This window comes from Lacinutrix sp. C3R15 (genome assembly GCF_018860825.1).
Lineage (GTDB): Bacteria > Bacteroidota > Bacteroidia > Flavobacteriales > Flavobacteriaceae > Oceanihabitans.
This window is the reverse complement of the sequence record NZ_JAHKPZ010000014.1, coordinates 1-5,357: the sequence shown is the minus strand read 5'-3', so window position 1 is coordinate 5,357 and position 5,357 is coordinate 1. Positions and strand designations below refer to the sequence as shown.

The 5,357-nt window shown below is 45.8% G+C and carries 2 tRNA genes and 3 rRNA genes; all 5 read left to right on the top strand.

Annotated elements, in window-relative coordinates:
* Positions 1–223: 223 nt before the first annotated feature.
* The 5 genes from KO494_RS05460 (at position 224) to rrf (ending at position 5,307) form a co-directional block, all read left to right on the top strand.
* Positions 224–1,745: ribosomal RNA gene (locus tag KO494_RS05460) — 16S ribosomal RNA — on the top strand.
* A gap of 84 nt (positions 1,746–1,829) precedes the next feature.
* Positions 1,830–1,903: transfer RNA gene (locus tag KO494_RS05455), tRNA-Ile, on the top strand.
* Positions 1,904–1,981: 78 nt separating this feature from the next.
* A tRNA-Ala gene (locus tag KO494_RS05450) sits at positions 1,982–2,058 on the top strand.
* 196 nt (positions 2,059–2,254) lie between these two features.
* Positions 2,255–5,073 (top strand): 23S ribosomal RNA (locus tag KO494_RS05445).
* Between the two features lie 127 nt (positions 5,074–5,200).
* Positions 5,201–5,307 (top strand): 5S ribosomal RNA (rrf, locus tag KO494_RS05440).
* The 16S, 23S and 5S rRNA genes sit together here with 2 tRNA genes alongside, the layout of an rRNA operon.
* Positions 5,308–5,357: the final 50 nt, after the last annotated feature.

Here is a 5,357-nt window from a genome sequence, read left to right as displayed (position 1 = left end):
TTTTTTTATTTAAAAACATTGTGAGATTTAAAAAAGGGTTTTATATTTGCACCCGCTAAGCGCTAAAGCGTTTTAGACAAAGAGAAAAAGTTCATAGACATATTGAATTGACAGCGTAAGATTAAGTTGGAAACGGCTTAATTAAACAAAGAGAATAAACCATTTTGAGTACTAAACATTCCATTAATTGTTAAGCATATTAGTCGCAAGACTTAAAAATTTAACGATGAAGAGTTTGATCCTGGCTCAGGATGAACGCTAGCGGCAGGCCTAACACATGCAAGTCGAGGGGTAACATAGAGGAGCTTGCTTTTCTGATGACGACCGGCGCACGGGTGCGTAACGCGTATAGAATCTACCTTATACTGAGGGATAGCCTTTGGAAACGAAGATTAATACCTCATAGTATGATTAATTGGCATCAATATATCATTAAAGGTTACGGTATAAGATGACTATGCGTTCTATTAGCTAGATGGTGTGGTAACGGCACACCATGGCAACGATAGATAGGGGCCCTGAGAGGGGGATCCCCCACACTGGTACTGAGACACGGACCAGACTCCTACGGGAGGCAGCAGTGAGGAATATTGGACAATGGAGGCAACTCTGATCCAGCCATGCCGCGTGCAGGAAGACTGCCCTATGGGTTGTAAACTGCTTTTATACAGGAAGAAACCTTTTCACGTGTGAGAAGCTGACGGTACTGTAAGAATAAGGATCGGCTAACTCCGTGCCAGCAGCCGCGGTAATACGGAGGATCCAAGCGTTATCCGGAATCATTGGGTTTAAAGGGTCCGTAGGTGGATAATTAAGTCAGGGGTGAAAGTCTGCAGCTCAACTGTAGAATTGCCTTTGATACTGGTTATCTTGAATTATTGTGAAGTAGTTAGAATATGTAGTGTAGCGGTGAAATGCATAGATATTACATAGAATACCAATTGCGAAGGCAGATTACTAACAATATATTGACACTGATGGACGAAAGCGTGGGGAGCGAACAGGATTAGATACCCTGGTAGTCCACGCCGTAAACGATGGTCACTAGCTGTTCGGATTTATCTGAGTGGCTAAGCGAAAGTGATAAGTGACCCACCTGGGGAGTACGTTCGCAAGAATGAAACTCAAAGGAATTGACGGGGGCCCGCACAAGCGGTGGAGCATGTGGTTTAATTCGATGATACGCGAGGAACCTTACCAGGGCTTAAATGTAAATTGACAGGTTTAGAGATAGACTTTTCTTCGGACAATTTACAAGGTGCTGCATGGTTGTCGTCAGCTCGTGCCGTGAGGTGTCAGGTTAAGTCCTATAACGAGCGCAACCCCTGTTGTTAGTTGCCAGCGATTCAAGTCGGGAACTCTAACAAGACTGCCAGTGCAAACTGTGAGGAAGGTGGGGATGACGTCAAATCATCACGGCCCTTACGTCCTGGGCTACACACGTGCTACAATGGTAGGGACAGAGAGCAGCCACTTCGCGAGAAGGAGCGAATCTATAAACCCTATCACAGTTCGGATCGGAGTCTGCAACTCGACTCCGTGAAGCTGGAATCGCTAGTAATCGCATATCAGCCATGATGCGGTGAATACGTTCCCGGGCCTTGTACACACCGCCCGTCAAGCCATGGAAGCTGGGAGTGCCTGAAGTCCGTCACCGTAAGGAGCGGCCTAGGGTAAAATCGGTAACTAGGGCTAAGTCGTAACAAGGTAGCCGTACCGGAAGGTGCGGCTGGAACACCTCCTTTCTAGAGAAAGACGATTAAAGGAGAAAAGTAAAGCGCGATAAGTGATTTATTCTCAAGCTGTTAATTTAAAATATACTATAGTAGAGTCTCATAGCTCAGCTGGTTAGAGCGCTACACTGATAATGTAGAGGTCGGCAGTTCGAGTCTGCCTGAGACTACTAACTACTATAGAAAGGAAATTCTAGACCTGGGAATTCTAAATTCACATGAAGAATTCTAGTAATAGGATTTTAAATGGGGGATTAGCTCAGCTGGCTAGAGCGCCTGCCTTGCACGCAGGAGGTCATCGGTTCGACTCCGATATTCTCCACCAAATTTTCCGTTTAAACGGAAAACAGAAAGTTCATTGACATATTGAAAAAGATACATGAAATTAAACTAGATAAATATCTAGAATAATATAAAAATTGTAAGATTAAAATTGTGCACTACGAGCGCACAATAATTAATCAAGGTTTATTTATTATATCGTAATAAATAAGCTGTAACTCATTAAAAAGCAAATAGTACAATAAGCTATACAAGAGCGTATGGGGAATGCCTAGGCTCTCAGAGGCGATGAAGGACGTGATAAGCTGCGAAAAGCTACGGGGATTGGCACATACAAATTGATCCGTAGATATCCGAATGGGGCAACCCACTATATTGAAGATATAGTATCCGCAAGGAGGCAAACCCGGAGAACTGAAACATCTAAGTACCCGGAGGAGAAGAAAACAAAAGTGATTCCGATAGTAGCGGCGAGCGAAATTGGATTAGCCCAAACCAGTAATGTTACGGCATTGCTGGGGTTGTAGGACCACGACATTAGAAGCATGATGAATTAGAACTGTTTGGAAAGACAGGCCAAAGACGGTGATAGCCCGGTATAAGTAAAGAATGTGGATATAGTGGTATCCTGAGTAGTGCGGGACACGAGTAATCCTGTGTGAATCAGTCGGGACCATCCGATAAGGCTAAATACTCCTGAGAGACCGATAGTGAACTAGTACCGTGAGGGAAAGGTGAAAAGAACCCTGAATAAGGGAGTGAAATAGATCCTGAAACCATACGCTTACAAGCGGTCGGAGCCCTTTGGGGTGACGGCGTGCCTTTTGCATAATGAGCCTACGAGTTACCGTTGCTAGCAAGGTTAAGTGATTAAGTCACGGATCCGTAGCGAAAGCGAGTCTGAATAGGGCGCTTTAGTTAGTAGTGGTAGACGCGAAACCGTGTGATCTACCCATGGGCAGGTTGAAGCTGTAGTAACATACAGTGGAGGACCGAACCGGTTGACGTTGAAAAGTCTTCGGATGACCTGTGGGTAGGGGTGAAAGGCCAATCAAACTCGGAAATAGCTCGTACTCCCCGAAATGCATTTAGGTGCAGCGTTGATTTATAGTTTTATAGAGGTAGAGCTACTGATTGGATGCGGGGGCTTCACCGCCTACCAATTCCTGACAAACTCCGAATGCTATAAAATGTTCATCAGCAGTGAGGGCATGGGTGCTAAGGTCCATGTCCGAGAGGGAAAGAACCCAGACCATCAGCTAAGGTCCCCAAATATATGTTAAGTTGAAAAAACGAGGTTGAACTGCTTTGACAGCTAGGATGTTGGCTTGGAAGCAGCCATTCATTTAAAGAGTGCGTAACAGCTCACTAGTCGAGCGGTTCGGCATGGATAATAATCGGGCATAAACATATTACCGAAGCTATGGACTTGTAAAAGTGGTAGGGGAGCATTGTAGTGGCGTTGAAGGTTTGCTGTGAGGCATGCTGGAGTAGCTACAAAAGAAAATGTAGGCATAAGTAACGATAATGCGGGCGAGAAACCCGCACTCCGAAAGACTAAGGTTTCCTCAGCTATGCTAATCAGCTGAGGGTTAGTCGGGACCTAACGCGAACCCGAAAGGGGTAGTGGATGGACAACAGGTTAATATTCCTGTACCTGCTCATACTAAAAGTGACGGAGGCGTATATTTGGTGCGAACTGACGGAATAGTTCGTTGAAGCGAGTAGTAATACCGCGATAGTACACTAAGGCTACGGCCGCGGTGATAATCCAGAGAAGCGACTTCCAAGAAAAGCGAATGAAGCAGCCCGTACCCTAAACCGACACAGGTAGTTGGGATGAGAATTCTAAGGAGCTCGAGAGATTCATGGCTAAGGAACTAGGCAAAATAGACCTGTAACTTCGGGAGAAAGGTCGCCACCCTTCGGGGTGGCCGCAGTGAAAAGGTCCAGGCGACTGTTTATCAAAAACACAGGGCTATGCTAAATTGAAAGATGACGTATATGGCCTGACACCTGCCCGGTGCTGGAAGGTTAAGTGGAGGGTTTAGCTTCGGCGAAGATCTGAAATGAAGCCCCAGTAAACGGCGGCCGTAACTATAACGGTCCTAAGGTAGCGAAATTCCTTGTCGGGTAAGTTCCGACCTGCACGAATGGTGCAACGATCTGGACACTGTCTCAGCCATGAGCTCGGTGAAATTGTAGTATCGGTGAAGATGCCGATTACCCGCAGTGGGACGAAAAGACCCCGTGCACCTTTACTATAGCTTAGTATTGGTTTTGGATAAGTAATGTGTAGGATAGGTGGGAGACTTTGAAGCGGCGTCGCTAGGCGTTGTGGAGTCATTGTTGAAATACCACCCTTTGCTTATCTAGAGTCTAACCTTCAAAGAAGGGACAGTGCTTGGTGGGTAGTTTGACTGGGGTGGTCGCCTCCAAAAGAGTAACGGAGGCTTCTAAAGGTTCCCTCAGTACGGTTGGTAATCGTACGTAGAGTGCAATGGCATAAGGGAGCTTGACTGAGAGACCTACAAGTCGATCAGGTACGAAAGTAGAGCATAGTGATCCGGTGGTTCCGCATGGAAGGGCCATCGCTCAAAGGATAAAAGGTACGCCGGGGATAACAGGCTGATCTCCCCCAAGAGCTCATATCGACGGGGGGGTTTGGCACCTCGATGTCGGCTCGTCACATCCTGGGGCTGGAGAAGGTCCCAAGGGTTGGGCTGTTCGCCCATTAAAGTGGCACGCGAGCTGGGTTCAGAACGTCGTGAGACAGTTCGGTCTCTATCTACTGTGGGCGTTAGAAATTTGAGTGGATCTGACTCTAGTACGAGAGGACCGAGTTGGACAAACCTCTGGTGTATCTGTTGTTCCGCCAGGAGCATTGCAGAGTAGCTACGTTTGGAAGGGATAAGCGCTGAAAGCATATAAGCGCGAAACCCACCACAAGATGAGATTTCTTTAAAGGGTCGTAGGAGATGACTACGTTGATAGGCTACAGGTGTAAAGGCAGTAATGTCATAGCCGAGTAGTACTAATAACCCATAGGCTTATTGTACGCCTGTTTTTTATAAGAGTAACAATTCAATTCATGTAATTTTTTCAATATGTTAAAATATTTATCTTTCTATATGCCGTAAAGGCTATTAAGAAAGAGATCCCGTAACAAGAGCGGGACTAAAGCTTAAGGTGATTATAGCGATGGGGCTCACCTCTTACCATTCCGAACAGAGAAGTTAAGCCCATTTGCGCCGATGGTACTACATTGTGGAAGAGTAGGTCGTCGCCTTTTTTAAACCCTTCATTATTTATTTAATGAAGGGTTTTTTTTGTTTTATACTT